At 69.4% G+C, this 19448-nt stretch carries 24 protein-coding genes; 17 read left to right on the top strand and 7 right to left on the bottom strand.

All coding sequences use genetic code 11. The features are described 5' to 3' along the window. The 4 genes from B5F23_RS00005 to B5F23_RS00020 all read right to left on the bottom strand — a co-directional run. A partial coding sequence (locus B5F23_RS00005; RefSeq protein WP_087350036.1) for a thymidylate synthase occupies nt 1–732 on the bottom strand: 732 nt, incomplete at its 3' end. Between the two features lie 13 nt (nt 733–745). Further along, nucleotides 746–1093: a hypothetical protein gene (locus B5F23_RS00010; protein ID WP_087350039.1), complete on the bottom strand. Its 348-nt coding sequence runs from the start codon at nt 1091–1093 to the stop codon at nt 746–748. A 48-nt stretch (nt 1094–1141) separates the two neighbouring features. Next, nucleotides 1142–1561: a (deoxy)nucleoside triphosphate pyrophosphohydrolase gene (locus tag B5F23_RS00015; RefSeq protein WP_087350043.1), complete on the bottom strand. Its 420-nt coding sequence runs from the start codon at nt 1559–1561 to the stop codon at nt 1142–1144. After that, a complete protein-coding gene (locus B5F23_RS00020) occupies nt 1558–2295 on the bottom strand; it encodes an acyl-[acyl-carrier-protein] thioesterase (protein ID WP_087351310.1) in 738 nt (245 codons plus the stop codon). The genes B5F23_RS00015 and B5F23_RS00020 overlap by 4 nt, the downstream gene beginning before the upstream one ends. Nucleotides 2296–2401: 106 nt before the next feature. Here B5F23_RS00020 and B5F23_RS00025 point away from each other — a divergent pair, with 106 nt between their 5' ends. Genes B5F23_RS00025 through B5F23_RS00035 form a run of 3 tightly spaced genes read left to right on the top strand, consistent with a single transcriptional unit; the run spans nt 2402 to nt 4478 of the window. Further along, a complete protein-coding gene (locus B5F23_RS00025; RefSeq protein ID WP_087350045.1) occupies nt 2402–3466 on the top strand; it encodes a Gfo/Idh/MocA family protein in 1065 nt (354 codons plus the stop codon). A gap of 2 nt (nt 3467–3468) precedes the next feature. Continuing rightward, nucleotides 3469–4170 carry an AzlC family ABC transporter permease gene (locus tag B5F23_RS10010; protein ID WP_275083127.1) on the top strand — a complete coding sequence of 234 codons (702 nt, stop codon included), beginning with the start codon at nt 3469–3471 and terminating at the stop codon, nt 4168–4170. Further along, nucleotides 4167–4478 carry an AzlD domain-containing protein gene (locus tag B5F23_RS00035; RefSeq protein ID WP_087350050.1) on the top strand — a complete coding sequence of 104 codons (312 nt, stop codon included), beginning with the start codon at nt 4167–4169 and terminating at the stop codon, nt 4476–4478. The genes B5F23_RS10010 and B5F23_RS00035 overlap by 4 nt, the downstream gene beginning before the upstream one ends. A gap of 27 nt (nt 4479–4505) precedes the next feature. Here the strand turns inward: B5F23_RS00035 and rnd are convergent, their stop codons facing one another. After that, the gene (gene rnd, locus B5F23_RS00040; RefSeq protein ID WP_087350053.1) at nt 4506–5636 is read right to left on the bottom strand and encodes a ribonuclease D; all 1131 of its coding nucleotides are present in this window, start codon (nt 5634–5636) and stop codon (nt 4506–4508) included. A 118-nt stretch (nt 5637–5754) separates the two neighbouring features. On the opposite strand from rnd, the gene B5F23_RS00045 reads away from it, so the two are divergent. From B5F23_RS00045 to B5F23_RS00095, 11 genes are all read left to right on the top strand, one after another. Next, entirely contained in the window at nt 5755–6726 is a 972-nt protein-coding gene (locus B5F23_RS00045) for a diacylglycerol/lipid kinase family protein (RefSeq protein ID WP_087350056.1), read from the top strand. 81 nt (nt 6727–6807) lie between these two features. Continuing rightward, a complete protein-coding gene (locus B5F23_RS00050; RefSeq protein ID WP_087350059.1) occupies nt 6808–7521 on the top strand; it encodes a zinc metallopeptidase in 714 nt (237 codons plus the stop codon). Continuing rightward, nucleotides 7521–8861: an exodeoxyribonuclease VII large subunit gene (gene xseA, locus B5F23_RS00055; RefSeq protein ID WP_087350062.1), complete on the top strand. Its 1341-nt coding sequence runs from the start codon at nt 7521–7523 to the stop codon at nt 8859–8861. Before B5F23_RS00050 ends, xseA begins: the two co-directional genes overlap by 1 nt. 30 nt (nt 8862–8891) lie before the next feature. Further along, nucleotides 8892–9164 (top strand): exodeoxyribonuclease VII small subunit, encoded by a 273-nt coding sequence (xseB, locus tag B5F23_RS00060; RefSeq protein ID WP_087350065.1) that lies wholly within the window; start codon nt 8892–8894, stop codon nt 9162–9164. Nucleotides 9165–9193: 29 nt separating this feature from the next. Beyond that, nucleotides 9194–9538, top strand: a complete 345-nt coding sequence (locus B5F23_RS00065; RefSeq protein ID WP_087350068.1) for a histidine triad nucleotide-binding protein — start codon at nt 9194–9196, stop codon at nt 9536–9538. A gap of 141 nt (nt 9539–9679) precedes the next feature. Further along, a complete protein-coding gene (locus B5F23_RS00070; RefSeq protein WP_087350070.1) occupies nt 9680–10849 on the top strand; it encodes an acetate/propionate family kinase in 1170 nt (389 codons plus the stop codon). Between the two features lie 188 nt (nt 10850–11037). Next, the gene (locus tag B5F23_RS00075) at nt 11038–12012 is read left to right on the top strand and encodes a glutamate ABC transporter substrate-binding protein (protein WP_087350073.1); all 975 of its coding nucleotides are present in this window, start codon (nt 11038–11040) and stop codon (nt 12010–12012) included. Between the two features lie 85 nt (nt 12013–12097). After that, the gene (locus B5F23_RS00080; RefSeq protein WP_087350076.1) at nt 12098–12757 is read left to right on the top strand and encodes an amino acid ABC transporter permease; all 660 of its coding nucleotides are present in this window, start codon (nt 12098–12100) and stop codon (nt 12755–12757) included. Continuing rightward, nucleotides 12754–13584 (top strand): amino acid ABC transporter permease, encoded by an 831-nt coding sequence (locus tag B5F23_RS00085; protein WP_087350079.1) that lies wholly within the window; start codon nt 12754–12756, stop codon nt 13582–13584. The genes B5F23_RS00080 and B5F23_RS00085 overlap by 4 nt, the downstream gene beginning before the upstream one ends. A gap of 21 nt (nt 13585–13605) precedes the next feature. Beyond that, on the top strand, nt 13606–14370 hold the full coding sequence (locus B5F23_RS00090) for an amino acid ABC transporter ATP-binding protein (RefSeq protein ID WP_087350082.1): 765 nt from the start codon (nt 13606–13608) through the stop codon (nt 14368–14370). 62 nt (nt 14371–14432) lie between these two features. Beyond that, on the top strand, nt 14433–15182 hold the full coding sequence (locus tag B5F23_RS00095; protein ID WP_087350085.1) for a gamma-glutamyl-gamma-aminobutyrate hydrolase family protein: 750 nt from the start codon (nt 14433–14435) through the stop codon (nt 15180–15182). Here the strand turns inward: B5F23_RS00095 and B5F23_RS00100 are convergent. Both B5F23_RS00100 and B5F23_RS00105 read right to left on the bottom strand, forming a co-directional pair. Beyond that, on the bottom strand, nt 15179–15673 hold the full coding sequence (locus B5F23_RS00100; protein ID WP_087350088.1) for a GNAT family N-acetyltransferase: 495 nt from the start codon (nt 15671–15673) through the stop codon (nt 15179–15181). The two genes, B5F23_RS00095 and B5F23_RS00100, sit on opposite strands and share 4 nt — an antisense overlap. Next, entirely contained in the window at nt 15673–16557 is an 885-nt protein-coding gene (locus B5F23_RS00105; protein ID WP_087350091.1) for an aldose 1-epimerase family protein, read from the bottom strand. Before B5F23_RS00105 ends, B5F23_RS00100 begins: the two co-directional genes overlap by 1 nt. A gap of 246 nt (nt 16558–16803) precedes the next feature. Here B5F23_RS00105 and pckA point away from each other — a divergent pair, with 246 nt between their 5' ends. The 3 genes from pckA to B5F23_RS00120 all read left to right on the top strand — a co-directional run bounded on the left by pckA (nt 16804) and on the right by B5F23_RS00120 (nt 19364). Next, nucleotides 16804–18405 carry a phosphoenolpyruvate carboxykinase (ATP) gene (gene pckA, locus B5F23_RS00110; protein WP_087350094.1) on the top strand — a complete coding sequence of 534 codons (1602 nt, stop codon included), beginning with the start codon at nt 16804–16806 and terminating at the stop codon, nt 18403–18405. 201 nt (nt 18406–18606) lie between these two features. Continuing rightward, on the top strand, nt 18607–18906 hold the full coding sequence (locus B5F23_RS00115; RefSeq protein WP_087350097.1) for a hypothetical protein: 300 nt from the start codon (nt 18607–18609) through the stop codon (nt 18904–18906). Next, complete coding sequence (locus tag B5F23_RS00120) at nt 18903–19364, top strand: type II toxin-antitoxin system VapC family toxin (protein ID WP_087350100.1); 462 nt, start codon at nt 18903–18905, stop codon at nt 19362–19364. Before B5F23_RS00115 ends, B5F23_RS00120 begins: the two co-directional genes overlap by 4 nt. Nucleotides 19365–19448 lie beyond the last annotated feature (84 nt).

Raw genomic sequence — 19448 nt, forward strand, 5'->3', positions numbered from 1 at the left:
GGCGGGGTGGGTCGGGCGGGAGATGAGCTCGCGGACCACGTCGACGTGGCGGTCGTAGATGTGCGCGTCGGCGATCATGTGCACGAGCTCGCCGGCCCTCATGCCGCTCACCTGGGCCACCATCATGAGCAGGATCGCGTACTGGCAGACGTTCCAGTTGTTGGCGGCCAGCACGTCCTGGCTGCGCTGGACGAGCACCATGTTGAGCGTGGGGCGCGCCTCGCCCGGCTCCTGCGTCACGTTGTAGATGGCGTTGTAGGCGCAGGGGTAGAGGTTCATCTCGGGCAGGTCGGCAAAGTTGTAGAGGTTGGTCATGATGCGGCGCGAGTAGGGGTTCACGCGCAGGTCGTGCAGGACGCGGTCCATCTGGTCGAAGTCGCCGTCCGCGTAGTGGGTGACCTGGCCCACCTGGTAGCCGTAGGCCTTGCCGATCGAGCCCGTCTCGTCCGCCCACTCGTCCCAGATGTGGGGCTTGAGGTCGTGCACGTTGTTGGACTTGCGCTGGTAGATCCAGAGCACCTCGTCCATCGCGGACTTGAGCGCCGTGCGGCGCAGCGTGAGGGCGGGGAACTCCTCGCGCAGGTCGTAGCGGTTCACCACGCCGAAGCGCTTGATCGTGTAGGCCGGGGTCCCGTCCTCCCAGCGCGGGCGGACCTTCTGGCCCTCCGTGGTGGTGCCGCGCTCGATGATGTCGGCGCACATGGAGATGAAGAGGTCGTCTGCCTTGCTCATGCGTTCCTCCCGCCTACGCGTCGAGGCGGCCGTCGAGGCCGCTGCCGTAGAGGTCGTCGTAGTAGTAGAGGTCCTCGAGGCCGTCCATGCCGTCGTTGCCCCGGGGCTCGTCGCCCCACTCCAGGCGATACTCCCACTCCCAGCCCGACACGGCGTCCCCGAGGCCGCGCGCGGTGGCGTCGCCGAGCGCGGAGGTGCAGCTCGACACGCCGAAGAGCAGGAGGAAGAGGACGGCCACCACCACGCCGAATATGACGTAGGCGGCGTTGCCGGAGTTTGCGTTGTCGCGGCTCGTCGTGGCGCTCGCGCTCTCGATGACGTGCTCCTCGGGGGCGTTCGCGTCCCTCTCGTCGGTGGTCATGGGGTCTCCTCTCGTCTGGGCTCCATCTTAGCAGGCGCGCTCGCGCGCCTAGAGGAGCTGGTCCTCGAAGGTCTCGTCCCAGTAGTAGGCGAGCGTCTGCGCGAGCGCCACGTCGGCGGGGAGCCACTCGAGCGCCTCGAGCTCGTCGCGCGCGACCCAGCGGAGCTCCGAGTGGACGGCCGGGTCGGGCGCGGGCGTCGCCCCCTCGGCGAGGGTGCAGACGAAGCAGTCCATGACCAGGTGGAAGCTGGGGTAGTCGAACTCCACCGTGTCGTAGGGCCACGCCGCGCCCAGCTCGCAGCCGAGCTCCTCGCGGACCTCGCGCCGAAGCGCCGCCTGTGCGGTCTCGCCCTGCTCGACCTTGCCCCCGGGCAGCTCCCAGAGGCCGCCCTGCTCCCCGCCGGCCCTTCTCGCCGCAAGGACGCGCCCGTCGCGGTGGATGATGGCGGCGGCTACGTGAACGCTCATTGCTGTCCCTCCTGTCGTGCCTGGATTCTGACGACCGCGTAGGTGCTCCCCGCCGCGTCGGCGAGGTCGACGTCCCAGCCGCCCGCGCAGGGGTGGACGCGCGGGCGCACGACGTCGCCGAGAAGCGCCATGGACCGGTACTGGACCTGGAGCGTGAGCGGGACGGCGGGGGCCTCGCACCCGAGCGCCTCGAGCGCGTCGAGGGCGATGCGGACGTAGCGGGCGTTGTTGACGTGGTGGTTGGTGTCGAGGTCCGCGTGGGCGACCACGTGCTCGGGCGCGGCGCGGCCAGGCCCCTCGACGCGTATGCGGCGCGCGAGCGGGGCCATGTCCAGGCGACGCTCGTCGCCGACGTAGACGAGCTGGCTCTCGGGCACGCGCGTGGCGCGCCGCCGCTCGACGTCGAAGACGAACCACTGGGAGTCGGCGCGCACGATCGGCCGCCCGTGCGCGCCGGCGATCTGGAAGCAGCGCAGCGCGTGCGCCCGCGTCATCGCGTAGCACCAGGTCGAGACCGTGACGTCCGTGCCGAAGGGCGGGAGCTCGTCGACCTCGATGGTCCAGCTGGCGAGCACCCACGCGAGGCCCTGCCCGGTGAGCCCCTCGATGCCGATGCCGAGCTCCTGCGACTGGAACGTCGAGCAGTCCTGGAGGTAGTTCATCATGGAGAGGGGCGAGAGGCGCCCCGTCTCGTCACACTCGCTGTAGCGGATGCGGGAATCGAATGAGTACACGTCCACTCCCATCTTTTCGTCCGCAGAAAACCATACCAGCTCCGCGGGCGGGCGCACGAGAAAAGCATTGTGTAGAATCGTGCCAGCGACGACGAAAGGGGAGGCAATGGACACTGTCAGGTTTGCGACCATCGGCACGAGCGGGATCTGCGAGCGATTCCTCGAGGCGCTCCCGGAGGCGTCCGGGGTCGAGTACGTGGCCGCGTACTCGCGCGACGCCGCCCGTGCCCGCGCGTTCGGCGAGAAGTACGGCGCGCGCCTCTTCTTCGACGACCTCTCCGAGCTCGCCGCCTCGGACGAGGTCGACGCCGTCTACATCGCGAGCCCCAACGGCGCGCACGCCCCACAGGCCCTCGCCATGATCGCGGGCGGCAAGCACGTCCTCGTCGAGAAGGCGCTCGCCTCCAACGAGCGCGAGGCCCGCGACGTCTTCGACGCCGCGCGCGAGGCTGGCGTCGTCGTCCTCGAGGCGATGCGCAACCTCCACGTCCCGACCTTCGCGGCGATCGAACGGGCGGTGGGCTCCGAGCTCGGCGCGGTGCGCCTCGCCACGCTGCGCTTCTCCAAGGTGACCTCGCGCATGGCGCGTCTGCGCGCCGGGGAGCGCCTGAACGTGTTCGACCCCGCCCTGGCCGGCGGCGCCCTCATGGACATCGGCGTCTACTGCGTCGAGCCCGCCGTGGCGCTCTTCGGGCGCCCCGAGACCGTGCGCGCCCTGGCCGTGACCTCCGCGGTGCCCGGCTGCGCCGAGGGCGACCCCTGCTCCACCTGCGACCTCGCGGGCGAGGCCCTGCTCGGCTACGGCGACAAGATCGTGAGCCTCTCGTACGGCAAGATGAGCGACGACGTGCTTCCCTCCCAGGTGGAGGGCGAGCGCGCGACGCTGCTCTGGGACCAGACGTCCTGCCCGGTCAACCCCCGCGTCCACGAGCACGAGGACAAGGGCCTGATCTTTCGCATGGAGCAGGCGCAGACGCGTCCGATCGAGGTCGAGGTGCCCGACAACGACATGGTCTGCGAGATCGACGACTTCACGGCCGCCGTCCGCGGGGACGAGGCCGCCCTCGCCGCCCGCGACCGCTGGGAGCGCGTGACGCTCGACTCCCTCGCCGTGATGGACGAGATTCGCCGCCAGGTGGGCGTGCGCTTCCCGGCGGACCTCGAGGGGTAGCCTTGCCCTCGCACGCCGACGTGCGTGCCGCCCTCTCCGCGGCCCTGCCCGTCATGCTCGGATACGTCGCGATAGGCATACCCTGCGGCGTCATGTCTGCCGAGGTGGGGCTCTCGCCCGCCGTGGCGTTCCTCCTCTCCGCGACGTTCTACTCGGGGGCGGGCCAGTTCATGATGGCGTCGCTCGCGCTCGCGGGCACGCCGGTCGCCTCGATGGTGGCGAGCGTCGCCCTGGTGAGCTGCCGCCAGCTGCTCTACTCCGCTGCCCTCTCGCCCTACCTCTCCCGGGCGCCGCGCCCGCTCGCGGCGCTCTTCGCGGCGACGGTGACCGACGAGAGCTTCGGCGTGAACCTCTCGCGCCTCGCTTCCGACGACTCCTGGACGCCCGTGCGCGCGACTCTCGTCAACGTGGCGAGCATGCTCTCGTGGGCGGCCGCCAACGCGCTCGGCGCCGCGGTCGGGCCGGCGCTCGCCATCCCCACGGCGATCATGTCGTTCGCCATGACGTCGATATTCATCTGCCTGCTCGTGGGGCAGCGGTGGGCGCGCGTCACCGTCGTCGTGGCCGCCTGCTCGGCCGTCGCCGTCGTCGCGCTCAAGGCGCTCGGCGCCGGCTCGCTCGCGGTGCTGCTCGGCGCTCTCGTCGGCGTGGGCGCCGGGATGGCGGCCGGCGCGCTCGGCCGGGGGGAGGGGGCGCCGCGGTGAGCGGGACCGACTTTGCCGTCTTCTACGTCTGCGTGCTCGCGGTCATCCTCGCGTGCCGCTGCGTCCCCCTGCTCGCCCTCAAGGGCCGCGAGCTCTCGCCGCGCGTGAGCGAGGCGCTCGGCCTCATCCCGCCGGCCGCCTTCGCCGCGCTCGTGGCCAACGACCTCTTCGACCCCGCCGCGGGACCCTCGTGGCCGGCGCTTCTCGCCGCCGCGCTCGTCGTGGTGGTGGCGAGAAGGACTGGCTCGCTCGTCTGGTGCGCGCTCGTGGGGATGGTCGCCTACGCGCTCGTGGGCGCCGTGGCGTGAGCGCGGCCCCGTCCCGGGCCGGTCGCGCTAGAGCAGCTCGATGCGGCCCTCCTTGACGGTGAGGCCGACCTCGCCGGAGAGTAGCCTGTCGAGCGTGGCGCCCGCGAGCTCCCAGCGCCAGCCGCCCGAGAGTCGCGACGCCCCGCGGTCCTGGAGGAACTCGAGGAGGTCGTCTCGGGTGGCGATGAGCTGGGTGGCGACGCCGCTTCTCTCGGAGACGAGCCGCAGCACGGCGTACATGAGGTCGACGACGCCCTCGGTCTCGGGGGAGGGGCGCAGGTGGCGCGACACCTTGGGGCAGAGCTCGGCGGGGCAGGCGAGGCCGCGGGCCACCGCCTCGATCAGCGACCGGCCCTCGCGCTCCGATATCTGGTCGGTCCCGCGGATGCGGCGCAGGCGCTCCATGGTCGAGGGGGCCCGCTTGCAGACCTCGACCACGACCTCGTCGGACGCCACCCACTTGCGCGGGAGGTCGCGCTCCGCCGCGCTGCGCTCGCGCCAGGCGCAGACCTCGCGCGCGATCGCGAGCTGGCGGCGCGTCAGCGAGCCCGCGCGGCGCAGGCGCAGGTACGCCTCCTCGGGGGCGCGGCGGATGCGCGAGAGGTCGGCGAGCTCCTCCATCTCGGGGGCGACCCACGAGAGGCGGTCCCTCTCGACGAGCTGGGCCATCATGCGCTCGTAGATGCCGGGCAGGTAGCGTACGTCGTCCTCGGCGTAGGCGAGCTGCTCGGGGTCGAGCGGCCGGCGCGACCAGTCGGTGAGCGACTCCGCCTTGGGCAGGTGGACGCCGCAGTACGCCTCCACGAGCGAGCCGTAGCTCACCTGCTGGCGCATGCCAAGAAACGCCGCGGCGAGCTGGGTGTCAAAGACCGGCGCGCACGCCACGCCCATGCCGTCGAGAAGGACCTCGAGGTCCTGCGTGCAGGCGTGGAAGACCTTCGTCACGGTCTCGTCCCCGAGTAGCGCCGCGAGGGGGGAGAGGTCCTCGATGAGGATGGGGTCGATCGCGGCGGTCTCTCCCGCCGCGGCCACCTGGACGAGGCAGAGCCGCGGGTAGTAGGTCTTCTCGCGGAGAAACTCCGTGTCCACGGCGATGACCTTGGCGGTGGCGGCGCGCTCGCAGAACGCGGCGAGCTCTTCTTGGGTCGAAAGGTACAAGGGCGCTCGATTCTCCCGTGCGAGGTTTGGGTACACTTGGTGGAACGGGGCGTCGGTCGTGCGCCGACGGCCCCACCATGATACAGAAACGCCACGTCGCTTCTTGGGGAGGAGAGCCGTGCGCACGCTCGTCATCCACAATCCAAAGTCCGGCTTTGGGTCGGACGCCATCTTCCAGTTCGTGCGCGCGCTTGTCAGCGCCGGGGACGAGTGCGTGATGCGCATGCTCGAGGACGACTTCGCGGCGGACCGGGCGTGCTCCGACGCCGAGTCGTTCGACATGGTCGTGGCCTCGGGGGGAGACGGGACGGTCGCCTCGCTGCTCTACGCCCTGCGCGGCCGTGACGTCCCGGCGTGCGTCTTCCCCTCCGGCACCGCCAACCTCCTGTGCGCCAACATCGGCAACGCCCCCGAGCCCTCCGCGCTCGCCCGCGCCTGCCGCGTCGGCAAGACGGCGCCGGTCGACCTGTGCGAGATCTCCTGGGAGGGGGAGGGCGGCGAGCGTCACGTCCGTGGCTTCGCGCTCATGTCCGGCACCGGCTTCGACGCCCAGCTCATGCAGGCGGCGCTGCCCAACAAGGCCGTCATGGGGCAGGCAGCCTACTTCGCGGCCGCCCTCGCCAACCCGCGGCCGGCCGTCGAGCGCTTCTCGATCACCGTGGACGGGCGGACCCTCGAGCGCGAGGGGATCGCGTGCCTCGTCGCCAACAACGCGATGATGCAGGGGGACATCCAGATCGTCCCCGACTGCCGCATGGACGACGGGCTCCTCGACGTCATCGTGGTCGAGACCTCGGGCGCGGCGCAGCTGCTCAAGCCGCTCGCCTTCGGGCTGGTGGACCGGAGCGGCAAGGCGATAGGCAGGCCCCACCTCGAGAGCTTCAAGGGCCGCGAGGTCCGCGTCGAGTGCTCCGAGCCTGTGCCCATCGAGGTCGACGGGGAGGCCCTGCCCGGCACGGTGCGCTCCTACGAGGCGCGCGTCCTCCCCGCGGCGGTGCGCATCGTGGTCGACGCGATGAGCCCCTACGGGACCGCCGACGACGGCTCCTCCCGCTTCGGCCACTCCGACGTGATCGCCTACCCCGAGTAGCGCGCCGGTGCCTCCCTCGCGCGGCGAATTATCGTCCGGCCGGTGGGTAGAATGGACCTCAAGCCTACGATTGGAGAGACGATGCCGCTGCACTTCTACGGATACGGTTTCGGGTACGGGATCGACATGGGCTACCTGCTGGTCGCCCTCGTCGCCCTCGTCATCGGCGGGGCCGCCCAGGCCTACATCAAGAGCACCTACCGCAAGTGGTCCCAGGTGGACGCCCACATCCCGGGCACCGGGGCCGACGTCGCCCGGCGCATGCTCGCCGACGGCGGCGCCTCGGCCGTGGGGATCACGCGCACCCCGGGGAGCCTGACCGACCACTACGACCCGCGGGACAACCGCCTGCACCTCTCCGACGACAACTACCGCGGGGCCTCGGTCGCCTCGGTCGCCGTGGCCTGCCACGAGGCCGGTCACGCCATCCAGGCGGCGCAGGGCTTCGGGCTCTACCGCCTGCGCTCCGCACTCGTGCCGGCGGTCAACCTCGCCCAGCAGTTCTGGGTGGTCGTCCTGGTGCTCGGCCTCCTGCTCAACGCCTTCGGGCTCGTGCAGCTCGCCATCGCGCTGTTCGGGGTCGCCGTGGTCTTCCAGCTCGTGACGCTTCCCGTGGAGATAGACGCCTCCCGGCGCGCCGTCGCCTACCTCTCCGCGCACGGCGCGGGCCTCGACGAGAAGGGCGCCCGCTCGGTGCTCACCGCCGCCGCCCTCACCTACGTCGCCGGTGCCCTCACCTCGATCATCCAGCTCGTCTACCTGCTCGGGCGCTACGGAAACCGGGGCAACGAGTAATGGCTGCCGAGAAGGGCGCCGCGCCCCTCTCCGTCACCGACGCGGTGGCGCTCGCCAAGGGCGCCGTCTCCGCGTGGCCCACGCTCGTGGTCAACGGCGAGGTCTCCGGGTTCCGCGGCCCCAACGCCCGCTCGGGCCACTGCTACTTCGAGGTGAAGGACGACGGCGCCTCGATGAGCGTCATCGTGTGGCGCGGCACCGCGGCGAAGATGGGCTTCGAGCTGCGCGACGGGCTCTCGGTCCAGCTCACGGGCAAGTTCGACGTCTACAAGGCGTCCGGCAAGCTCTCCTTCGTGGCGAGCAAGGTCGAGGCGGCGGGCGAGGGGCTCCTGCGCCAGCAGGTCGCGGAGCTCGCGCGGCGCCTCGAGCGCGAGGGCCTCATGGCGGACGAGCGCAAGAGGCGCGTCCCGGTGTTCTGCTCGCGCGTCTGCGTGGTGACGTCGCTCTCCGGCTCGGTCATCGAGGACGTCAAGCGCACGCTCGCCCGCAGGAACCCCCTCGTGGAGATCGACGTGGTCGGCTGCTCGGTGCAGGGCGCGGACGCCCCGGCCACCATCGTCCGGGCCCTCGGCACCGCCGCCTCGTCCCACCCCGACGCGATACTGCTCGTGCGCGGGGGCGGCTCGTTCGAGGACCTCATGTGCTTCAACGACGAGTCCGTGGCGCGCGCCATCGCCGGCTGCGAGGTCCCGGTGGTCACCGGGATCGGCCACGAGCCCGACACCACGATCGCCGACATGGTGGCGGACCGGCGCGCCTCGACCCCGACGGCCGCCGCCGAGTCGGTCGCCCCCGCCATCGACGAGGTGGAGCGGCAGATGCTCCAGCGCCAGGTCAGGCTCGGTCGCGCCATGTCCGCGGCGATCGAGGTGCGGCGCCAGAGGGCAGACGCCCTCGGGCGCGTGATGGCCGCCTCGGCCGAGGGCGAGCTCGCGCGCCGCCGCGTGGCGCTCGACGGCTTCGCGGCCCGGCGCTGCCTCACCGACCCGCTCGCCCCCGTGCGCGACCGCGCCGCGGACCTCGCGCAGACCGAGGAGCGGCTCCACGACGCCATCCCACGCGCCCTCTCGCGCGACCGCGAGGGAGTGGAGCGCTCCGGGAGGCGCCTTGTGGAGGTCTCCGCGCGCCTCACCCGTCCCGCCGAGGCCACGCTCGCACGCCTCGCCGCGTCGCTCGACGCGCTCTCGCCGCTCTCGGTGCTCTCCCGCGGCTACGCCATCGCGCGCGACGCGCGCGGTCACGTGATGAAGGACGCCGCCGAGCTCTCGGCGGGCGACGAGGTCACCGTGCTGCTCGGCTCGGGGTCGTTCGGCGCGAGCGTCACGAGCGTAAACGTCTAGCTGGGGCACGTGCCCCGAGAGGAGAGAAACATGTCAGAGACGACCTACCGCCCCATCGACGAGATGACCTTCAAGGAGGCCTCGGTCGAGCTCGAGCAGATCGTGCGCTCCCTCGAGGGCGGCGAGCTCGAGCTCGAGGAGTCGCTCGAGCGCTATAGCCGCGGCGTCGAGCTGCTGAGGAGCCTGCGCGAGCGCCTCGCGTCTGCCGAGCAGCGTGTCCGCGTCCTTCTCGACGCCACGGACGAGAACGCCCCCGTGACCGACACCGCCTCCGCGCCGAGCACCGCCTACATCAACGAGTAAGCCAGCCACCCGAGAAGAGGGGAGAGACCATGTCCGACTGCGTCTTCTGCAAGATCGCCAACGGGGAGATCCCGAGCGAGTTCCTCTACGAGGACGACAACGTCGTGGCGTTCAGGGACCTCAATCCGCAGGCGCCCGTCCACGTCCTCGTGGTCCCCAAGGCCCACCACGAGAACTTCGTCGACGACGTCCCCGCCGAGACGCTCGCCTCCATGGAGCGCGCCGTGCGCGCCGTCGCCGAGGCGACCGGCGTCTCCGAGTCGGGGTTCCGCTGCATCATGAACACGGGCGCCGCCGCCGGGCAGACGGTCATGCACCTGCACATGCACGTCCTCGGCGGCCGCGACCTCGGCGAGGGGCTCATCCCGGCCTAGGCGCGGCGCACGCCCGCCGACGCGCTCGCCCTCCCGCACAAAACCCACACGTCCCGCGCCGAACTCGCGGTGCGCGAGGGCGTATTATATGAACGTTGTTGGGAAATCCGGAGGGCGGGGGAGTCCCGCGAGAGGAGAGTCATGAACGTTCTGGTCATCAATGCTGGTAGCTCGTCGCTCAAGTACCAGCTCCTCGACGTCGACACGCGCGAGGTCTACGCCAAGGGCAACTGCGAGCGCATCGGCATCGACGGCTCGTTCGTCGGCCACCAGGAGATGGGCGGGGAGAAGCAGAAGCTCGAGGTCGCGCTGCCGGACCACAAGACCGCCATCCGCCACGTCTTCGACATCCTCAAGACCATCGACAAGCCCATCGGCGGCATCGGCCACCGCGTGGTCCAGGGCGGCTGGTACTTCCCCGAGTCTGCCGTCGTGACCGACGAGACGCTCGGCTGGGTCCGCGAGGTCGCCCCGCTCGCGCCGCTCCACAACTACGCCGAGGCCGACGTCATCGAGATCTGCCGCGAGATGTTCCCCGAGATCGGAAACGTCATCGTCCCGGACACCGCCTTCCACTACAACATGCCCGAGCGCGCCTGGCGCTACGCCCTGCCGCGTGACGTGGTGGACAAGTACCACGTGCGCAAGTACGGCGCCCACGGCACGAGCCACCGCTTCATCTGGCGCACCGTCCACGAGCTCATGGGCGACAAGACCCACAAGCTCGTGAGCTGCCACCTCGGCTCCGGCGCCAGCCTCTGCGCCATCGAGGACGGCCAGTGCATGGACACCACGATGGGCCTCACCCCGCTCGACGGCCTCATCATGGGCACGCGCTGCGGCACCCTCGACCCCGCCACGGTCTTCTACCTCAACCGCGTGGGCGGCTACTCGATCGACGACATCGACACGATGATGAACAAGCAGTCCGGCCTCCTCGCCGTCTCGGGCGTCTCCTCCGACTCCCGCGACATCGAGGACGGCGCCGCGAAGGGCGACGAGAACTGCCAGATGGCGCTCGACATGTTCTACTACCGCACCGCCCAGCTCTTCGCCGAGATGGCCTCCTCGATGGAGGGCGTCGACACCATGGCCTTCACGGCCGGCATCGGCGAGAACGCCCCCGAGATGCGCGCCGGCGTCGCCGAGCGCCTCGCCTGGATGGGCGTCAAGATCGATCCCGAGAAGAACGCCGTGCGCTCGGACGAGCCGCGCGTCATCTCCACGGACGACTCCGCCATCACCGTCCTGGTGGTCCCGACCAACGAGGAGTACATGATCGCCCTCGACGTCGAGGAGCTCCTCGGCTAGGTTCCCAGGGCACCTCGGCTCACCTTCGGGCGGTCCCGGCACGCGTCGGGGCCGCCCTTTTGCGTCCGCGCCCAGCCGTCCCGTGGTTATCGGTTGATTTCCAAGCGCCCCGGTATGAATAGAGGCGCCTGAAAGTTGGGTAGACTTCAGAAATATGCACTGCGGAACCCAAGGGAAAGGAACGCAGGATGTCCATCAACGACCTCATGCTCAGCCGTCGCCAGGCCCTCGGCTTCGGCGCCGCCGCGCTCGCGACCTTCGGCCTCGCCGCCTGCGACTCGGGCGAGGGCGCGGACGCCCCGTCCACCGGCTCCGACGACCAGGCCTCTGAGGAGGCCCAGCTCGACGCCGAGGCCTATGACGCGCTCATCGCCACCGGCGCCGTGGCCACCGACGAGGAGATCGCCGCCAGCGAGTGGGCTACCAAGGTCAAGGAGGCCGGCACCATGCGCATCGGCGGCGTCCAGACCTCGATGCTCTTCTCGCTGCTCAACGAGGTGGACGGCAAGACGCGCGGCTTTGACGCCGGCCTCTCCCAGCTGCTCACGCGCTACATCCTGGGCGACGAGAACGCACAGGAGATCACGCAGGTCACCTCAAACACCCGCGAGAGCGTCCTGCAGAACGACCAGGTGGACGCCGTCTTCGCCACCTACTCGATCAACGACGAGCGCAAGGAGGTTATCTCCTTCGCCGGCCCGTACTACACCACCCAGCAGTCCATCCTCGTGATGGCCGACAACACGGACATCAACTCCGTGGAGGACCTCGCCGGCCGCAACGTGGCCGCGCAGTCCGGCTCCACCGGCCCCTCCATCCTCGAGGAGTACGCGCCGGACGCCAACGTCCAGGAGTTCGCCACCGACGAGGAGGCGAGAAGCGCCCTCGAGCAGGGCCGCGTGGACGCCTACGTCATCGACACCGCCATGCAGATGGGCAGCATGACGCGCAACCCCGGCCGCTACCGACTGGCCGGAGAGGAGTTCGGCCCCGTCGACCCCTACGGCATCGGCCTGCCGCACGACTCCGACGGCGTCGAGTTCGTCAACGCGTGGCTGCAGCGCATCGAGGACGAGGGCATGTGGGCCGACCTCTGGAAGGTCTGCATCGGCGACCGCGCCGGCATCGACACCGTGCCGGAGCCGCCCGCCATCGGCGCCTAGCGCAGGCGCCTCTCGGTCTTGAATCGCACGCGGGGCCCGTCGCTCACGCAGGAGGTGACGGGCCCCGCACGCGTAAGGAGGTTCCATGGGGCTCACCGAGCTTCTCGGCACATACGGGCAGAACTACCTGAACGGACTGCTCACCACCTGGTCGCTGACGGCGGTCTCCTTCGTCTTCGTGATGGTGCTCGCCGTCGCCGTGACCGTCATGCGGGTCTCGCCGTTCGCGCCGCTGCGCGTGGTCGGCGACCTCTACGTGCAGGTCTTCAGGAACATCCCCGGCGTCGCCCTGCTCATCATCATCGCCTACGCCCTGCCTGACCTGAACGTGGTGCTCGACTGGCGCACCTGCGTCATCGTGACCACCATCCTCATGGGCTCGGCCTTCGGCTCCGAGAACTTCATGAGCGGCATCAACACCATCGGCGTGGGCCAGATTGAGGCGGCGCGCTCCATCGGGCTGTCCTTCGGGCAGATCCTGCGCCGCATCGTGATCCCGCAGGCGCTCAGGACCACGGTGCTGCCCATGACCAACCTGCTCATCGCCGTGATGCTCACCACGGCCCTCGGCTCGCAGGTGCCGCTCAGCCCGCAGGAGCTCACGGGCGTCGTCTCCTACGTCAACACGCGCGCCACGGGCGGCATCCTGGCGTTTCTCGTCTCTGCCGTGGGCTACGTGGGCACCGCGCTGGTCATCTCGCTCGCGGGCAACCGCATCGACAGGAGGGTGAGGATTCTCCGATGAGCAGAGCAAACTCCGCGACCTCCATGCGCGACGCCCTCTACGAGGCTCCCGGCCCGCGCACGCGCCGCAAGATCGTCGTCGGGACGGTCATCTCGCTGGCGCTCGTGGCCCTGGGCGTGGCGGCCGTCATCCGCCAGTTCTACGTCACCGGCCAGCTCGCGCCGCGCTACTGGTCGTTCCTCCTCGAGTGGACCACCTGGCGCTTCCTGCTCCAGGGCCTCATGGGCACCGTGCAGGTGGCGCTCACGGCGGGCGTCATCGCGCTCGTCCTGGGCCTGCTGCTGATGCTCGGGCGCACGAGCGGCGTCCGGCCGCTCTCGGCGCTCTGCCGCGTGGTCACGGACTTCTTCCGCGGCGTCCCGAGCCTGCTGCTCATCTATTTCTTCTTCTTTGTGCCGGCGCAGCTCGGGCTCAAGATGCCGAGCTTCTGGATGCTCACGCTCCCGGTGGCGCTGGCCGCCTCGGGCGTGCTCGCGGAGGTGTTTCGCGCCGGCGTCAACGCCGTGCCCAGGGGCCAGGTGGAGGCCGCCATGTCGATCGGCCTCTCGTCGGCCAAGACGATGTTCAAGATCGTGCTGCCGCAGGCCGTGCGCTACGTGATCCCCTCGCTCATCGCCCAGCTCGTGGTGGTCGTCAAGGACACGACGGTGGCCTACGTGGTGAGCTACCCCGACCTCATGCAGAACGCGCGCGTCCTCATCACGAGCTACGACGCGCTCGTCTCCATGTACCTGGTGGTGGCCGTCATCTACATCCTCATCAACTACCTGATCAACAGGGCGTCCGTCTATATCGCAAACAAGACCGGCGTCAAGATCATCCGCTAAACCGCGTCCGATCGGAGAGCCATGAAAGAGCAAAGTGCCGCCGAGAAGAGCGTGCCCGTCATCGAGCTTCGCCACGTCGACAAGCACTTCGGAGACCTGCACGTCCTGCGAGACATCAACCTCACCGTCGAGAAGGGCGAGGTGCTCGTGGTGATCGGGCCCTCCGGCTCGGGCAAGTCAACGATGTGCCGCACCATCAACCGTCTCGAGACCATAGACTCCGGAGAGATCCTCATCGAGGGCGAGCCGCTGCCGCAGGAGGGCGCCGAGCTCACGCGCATGCGCGCCGAGCTGGGTATGGTGTTCCAGCAGTTCAACCTCTTCGCCCACATGACGATCCTCGACAACGTGACCCTGGGCCCGCGCGAGGTGCTCGGCGTCCCCAGGGACGAGGCCGAGAGGCGCGCCATGGAGCTGCTCGAGCGCGTGGGCGTGGCCGAGCAGGCCCAGAAGGTGCCCGCGCAGCTCTCGGGCGGGCAGCAGCAGCGCGCCGCCATCGCCCGCTCGCTCGCCATGAGGCCCAAGGCCATGATGTTCGACGAGCCCACGAGCGCCCTTGACCCCGAGATGATCAACGAGGTGCTCGACGTCATGGTGGAGCTCGCGCGCGAGGGCATGACGATGGTCGTGGTCACGCACGAGATGAACTTCGCCCGGCGCGTGGCCGACCGCGTGGTCTTCATGGCGGACGGCCAGATCGTCGAGGAGGGCGCCCCTGACGAGTTCTTCGACCACCCCAGGACCCAGCGCGCCCGCGACTTCCTGGACTCCATCAAGGGCCACTAGCCAGGCCCCTGACCCTACCGCATCATCAACGAGCCTTCCGATTTCGAAAGGAGCCATCCCGCATGGCCTCACGTCGCCCCCTGATTCTCATCACCCCGCGTTGGGAGCAGCAGGTCCCGAGCGTGCGCGTGCCTGAGCCGCTCGCGCCCGAGGAGACCATGGCCTGCGTCTTCGCGGACGCCATCGTGGCCGCGGGGGGCACGCCGCTCATGATGGCGCTCACGGAGGACGAGGGCGTCATCGACGGCTACCTCGAGATGGCCGACGGCATCGCGGTGCCGGGCGGCCAGGACGTCGACCCGCGCCTGTGGGGGGACGACTCCGGCTACGACGAGGCGCTGCTGTGCCACGAGCGCGACGCGTTCGAGGGCCGCGTGCTGCGCCGCGCGCTCGAGCTCGACAAGCCCGTCTTCACCACCTGCCGCGGCACGCAGCTCCTCAACGTGGTCCTCGGCGGCACGCTCTGCATGGACGTTCCGGGCCTCGAGCCCCGCGAGGGGATGGCGCTGTGGCGCCACCAGATGGTGCTCACGGACCCCGTGCACCCGGTGGAGGTAGAGGAGGGGTCGCTGCTCTCCCGCGCGCTCGGCGGCGCTACGCTCGTGCAGGCCAACTCGAGCCACCACTGCTGTGTCGAGCGGCTCGGCGAGGGGGTGCGGCTCGTGGCGCGCGCCACGGACGGCGTGCCGGAGGGCATCGAGGTCGAGGGCAGGCGCTTCGCGCTCGGCGTGCAGTGGCACCCCGAGTACACCTGGCGCAGCCTCGAGACGGACTTCTCGCTGTGGCGCTCGTTCGTCGAGGCGTGCCGCTAGGCGCGCACGAAGTGGTACGCCACGCGCGGGGTGCCGTCGTCGCAGATGACGGTGCCGCGGCGGACGAAGCCCGCGCGCTCGAGCGCGCGCTGCATGGGGAGGTTGAGCTCGTGCGTGTCCGCTCGCACGTTGTCGTGGCGCTCGCAGAGCCAGGCGAGGAGCGCGCCCCCGCGGCCATGCCCGCTCTCGGCCACCGCGAGCCGGTGCATCACGGTGTAGGGCCCGTCGTTGAGCCACGGCTCGCCCTCTATCGAGGTATAGGTGCGGTCCGGCCCCGGCAGCACGCTCATGCAGCCCACGGGGCCCGCTCCCTCGTCGAGCACCCACAGCCAGCCGCCCGCGAGGTCGCGCGCGGCGCTCTCGCGGCCGGGGTAGCCGCCCACCCACTGCACGTCGTTTCCGTTGGCGCGCATGAAGGCCCGGGCTGCGTCGTAGATCGCAGCCACCGCGTCGAGGTCTGCCTCGGTCGCCGGGCGTATGTCGGCGGCCACTAGAGGGGCCTCATCGAGAAGGTCTTCTCGCAGGACTCACCCGGGGCGAGGGTGATGGTGCCGCGCTTCTCCTCGAAGACGTCGGACTCGTCGTAGGCGGTGGCGCAGCCCACCCACGGCTCGATCGCCACGAACGGCGCGTCCACGGACGCCGTCCACACGCCCAGGTAGTCGAACCCGTCGAAGGACACCTCCACGCCGTGGCCCGCCGGCCCCTCCAGGCGCACGCTGCGCCCGGGGACGTCGACCAGCACCACCGTGAGCAGGCGCTCGAAGAGCTCGTGGGAGAGGGGCAGGCGGTCAGCGTCGCGCATGACCTCGTGCGTGACGGAGAAGTCGTGCAGCCCCGCCTCGTCGATCGTGGGTACGACGGCCGTCCACCGCTCGGGGAAGACGAGCGCGTAGTCCGAGAAGGACGCCCCCTCGTCGCCGGGCGCGGGCACGTTGAAGGCCGGGTGGCCGCCGAGCGTGAAGGGCAGGTCGACCGAGCCGGTGTTGGTCACGGCGAAGGTCTGGGAGAGCGCGCCGTCCGCGACGGCGTAGGTCATGTTGAGGCGGAAGTCGAAGGGGTAGGCCGCGCGCGTCTCGTCCGTGGAGGAGAGCTCGAAGGTCACGTGGCTCTCGCCCCTCTCGACGACGGCGTGGTCGTAGAGGCGCGCGATGCCGTGGCGCTTGAGGCTCACGGGACCCTGTGCGCTCTTGGCGTGGTCGTTTCGCAGGCAGCCGACGATGGGGAAGAGAACCGGGGCCCGGCGCGGCCAGAAGCGCTCGTCGCCCTGCCAGAGGTACTCCGCGCCGCCCAGCGTGAGGCTCATGAGCTGAGCTCCCATGGAGTCGATGCGTGCGCCGACCGTGCCGTCCGAGATGGAGACGATCTCCGACATGGTTCCTCCCGTCGTTGAAACTCATACACTCAAAACAATAGCCTAGTTTTTCCTAGCGCAAGTGCGCTCTCCCGCGAGCGAGCGTTTTTATCGGGCAAGCGGGGTCAAGATTTGAAAACGGTTCGGTCTTTGTTAACTTTGCTTGGTGCGCTCCCGCTTTGGGGAACAATCTTAGGGGCGCTCTCTGAGGCGCTCGTCTCGCAGTCATCGTTCACGGCGGCTCCGTGCCGTCCGAAGGAGGTACGCATGATCATCGAGGAACTCGCACGCTACGGCATCGCGCACACCGAGGAGAAGACCGTCATCGACGCGTCTCCCGCGGTCCTCATAGAGACGGCCGTCGAGCGCGGCGAGGGCGAGCTCACGAGCACGGGCTCGCTCTCCGTCATCACGGGGCAGTACACGGGCCGCTCGCCCAAGGACCGCTTCATCGTGGACACGCCCGACGTGCACGACAAGATCGCCTGGGGCAGCGTCAACGTGCCCTTTAGCGTCGAGAACTACCAGAAGGTCAAGAGCGAGGTCATCGGTCACCTCTCCGAGCGCCGTCTCTTCGTGGTGCACGGCCTGGCGGGGGCCGACCGCCGCTACTCCCGCAAGATCGTCGCCATCTGCGAGCTCGCGAGCCAGGCGCTCTTCGTCCACCAGATGCTCGTGCGCCCGGACGAGAAGGAGCTGCGCGACTTCGGCGACGCCGACTTCTGCGTGATGGCCGCGCCCTCCCTCAAGCTCGACCCGGAGGTCTTCGGCACTCACTCCGAGGCCGCCGTCCTCATCAACTTCCAGGAGCGGATGATCCTCGTGGTGGGCACCCAGTACAGCGGTGAGATCAAGAAGGCGATCTTCTCGGTCATGAACTACCTGATGCCCGTCGAGGACCACGTGCTCACGATGCACTGCTCCTGCAACATGAACCCCACCTCGCACGGCACCACGGTCTTCTTCGGCCTCTCCGGCACGGGCAAGACCACGCTCTCGGCCGCCGAGGGGCGCCTGCTCATCGGCGACGACGAGCACGGCTGGGCCGAGGACAAGGTCTTCAACATCGAGGGAGGCTGCTACGCCAAGACCATCGACATCACGCCGGAGACCGAGCCTCAGATCTGGAACGCCATCCGCTTCGGCTCCATGTGCGAGAACGTGGTGATCGACCCCGAGACGCGCGAGGCGGACTACTTCGACACCTCGCTCACCGAGAACGGCCGCGTGGCCTACCCGGTCGAGTTCGTCCCGGGCGCGGTGGCCAAGGGCCGCGCCAAGCGCACCCCCGACGTCGTGATCTTCCTGACGGCCGACGCCTTCGGCGTGCTGCCCCCGATCTCCAAGCTCGACCGCAACGCCGCCATGTACCACTTCATGACCGGCTTCACCTCCAAGGTCGCTGGAACCGAACGCGGCGTCGTGGAGCCGCAGCCCACGTTCTCCTCGCTCTTCGGCGAGCCGTTCATGCCGCTCGACCCCAACGTCTACGCGCAGATGCTCGGCGAGAAGATCGACGCCGGCGGCGTGCGCGTCTACCTCATCAACACCGGCTGGACCGGCGGCCCCTACGGCACCGGCAAGCGCATGAAGCTCGCCTACACGCGCAAGATGGTCGAGGCGGCGCAGACCGGCATCATCGACGACTGCGAGTTCGTGCACGACGAGCGCTTCAACCTCGACGTGCCCACCACCTGCCCCGGCGTGCCCTCCGAGCTGCTCAACGCCCGCAACACCTGGGAGGACCGCGCCGCCTACGACGAGACGGCCGAGCGCCTGGCCCAGATGTTCGTGGACAACGCCGAGAAGCGCCTCAAGACGATGGCCCCCGAGGTGCGCGCCGCCGGCCCGCACCCGATCATGGGGTAGCGCACGCGCGGCCCGTTCCGATGCACGACTGACCGTTAGCCCGAGCCAAAGTCACGCCTCGATCCTCGATTCCGTGACTTTGGCTCGGGCTTTGCTGTCGATCGGGTCCGACCCTCGACGAGCGCTCCTGGGTGGCGCAACAACCCCGTCCACCAGAAGATGTATACTGCATGCAAAACGCATGCGAAGAGGGGAGAGAGCATGCCTGCCTTGCAGATACGCGACCTTCCGCAGGGGCTCTACGACGAGCTCAAGCTGCGCGCCGAGTGCGAGCACCGCAGCCTTGCGCAACAGGCGACCGTTGCCATCGAGGAGCACCTGAGGATGGTGCCGCCCGCAGAGCAGCCGGCGCGCCAGCTCACCGAGGAGGAAGAGCGCCAGGCGCGCATCGCCAAGCGCAAGGCGATCTTCGCCCGGATTGACGCCATGCCCAAGGCCGAGATTCCGGAGGACTTTCCCACTCCGGAGGAAATCATCCGTGAGCTGCGTGATTCCCGATGATTGTCCTCGACGCGTGCGCAGCGCTTGAGATGGTGCAGCGTACCGAGGCGGGAAGCACTCTCGAGGGACTTGTCTACAACGGGGAGACAATCATCTCGGTGGATCTCCTTTACGGTGAGGTGCTCAGCGCGTTTACTAAATATGCTCGCGCGGGACTCATGAGCGACAAAGAGGTGAAGGAAAAGGTCGAGGCGGCTATCTCGATGGTCGATCGTTTTGTGCCTATGAAGGACCTCTATGTGGAGGCGCTGAGCGAGTCGCTGCGTCTGGGACACTCGCCCTATGACATCTTCTACTTCGTCCTCGCCCGTAGGAACGCCGCGACGCTCTTCACCATGGACCGCCGCCTCATCGACCTTGCCATGAGAAACGGACTCAACTGCGTCTTCGAGGCTGAGGTGACTCCGGGGGAGAACTGGACCATCCGCGCGGAGATCGAGGATGCGGCAAAACTCTAGACCGCTGTTTAACGCGATGATGCAGAGCTAAAAAGCGGCCCGGCTGCGCGTGCAACCGGGCCGTACGTCTGGGACGTGAGGTTC

Origin of the sequence: Olsenella sp. An188, from assembly GCF_002160255.1 — a bacterium.
In the GTDB taxonomy this organism is placed as follows: domain Bacteria; phylum Actinomycetota; class Coriobacteriia; order Coriobacteriales; family Atopobiaceae; genus Thermophilibacter; species Thermophilibacter avistercoris.